Here is a 985-nt window from a genome sequence, read left to right on the forward strand (position 1 = left end):
GTCCGACGGCGGGGAGAACAAGCCGTCCAATCCCAGCGACCCGCACGACGGGGCCTACACGGCGGCGCGGCTGGCCCGGGACGAGGGCGTGCCCATCTCGACGATCTCGTTCGGCACCAAGACCGGCGAGATCGAGATGGACGGGCAGCGCGTCGCCGTCCCGGTCTCGACGGACCAGATGAAGACCATCGCCAAGCTTTCCGGCGGGCAGTCCTACACCGCCAGCAACATCGCCGAGCTCAACAAGAGCTACAACGCGATCGAGAAGGACATCGGCTATCGCACCGTGGCGGGGCCGGGCAGCGCCGGGTGGCTGCGCCTGGGCGTGATCACCGCCCTGATCGCGACGGCGTTGGCGCTGCTGATCAACCGGCGGCTGCCGGTCTGATCGCTCAGGACGGCAGCCGGCGGTTCAGGAACAGGCCGGCCAGGATCGCGCTCGCCAAGGCGACCGCCCCCAGCAGCATCCAGGCCAGGCTGGCATCGCCCTTGACGGTTTCGTAGCCGATCTGGCGCTGCAGGGTCGAGTAGACGTTCTTCAGCGACTCCAGGCTGTCGGCGTGGAACGCCTGGCCGTCGGTGATCTCGCAGATCTTCTGCAGCGTCTGGTCGTCGACGGGAACCGGGATGGTGGCGCCCTCGTACTCGACGGTCCCGTACGGCGTGCCGAAGGAGATGGTCGAGATGGGCACGCCCTCGTCCCGGGCCAGCCGCGCCGCCGTGTAGGCCCCGTCGTGCGGGTCGCTGGGATTGGACGGCTTGTTCTCCCCGCCGTCGGACAGCAGCACGATGCGGGCCGGGGGCGGGGTGTCGCCGCCGGTGATGGCCAGGGCGCTCACCGCGTGCAGGGCGGTGAAGATGGCCTCTCCGGTGGCCGTGCTGTCGGCGAAGTCGAGCTTCTTGAGCGCGTCGATCGTCGCCTGGTGCTGCGGCGTGGGCGACACCAGCAGGTACGGCGTGCCGGCGAAGCCGACCAGGCCCAGGT

At 69.8% G+C, this 985-nt stretch carries 1 protein-coding gene and 1 pseudogene; one reads left to right on the forward strand and one right to left on the reverse strand.

The features are described 5' to 3' along the window. Positions 1-388: pseudogene (locus A5681_RS02850) on the forward strand (hypothetical protein); the annotation flags it as partial. A 4-nt stretch (positions 389-392) separates the two neighbouring features. On the opposite strand, the gene A5681_RS02855 reads toward A5681_RS02850, so the two are convergent. Further along, the coding region (locus tag A5681_RS02855; RefSeq protein WP_156737819.1) for a VWA domain-containing protein at positions 393-985 on the reverse strand (593 nt) is incomplete at its 5' end.

The sequence above is a fragment of the Mycobacterium scrofulaceum genome, assembly GCF_001667885.1.
GTDB classification, from domain to species: Bacteria; Actinomycetota; Actinomycetes; order Mycobacteriales; family Mycobacteriaceae; genus Mycobacterium; species Mycobacterium scrofulaceum_C.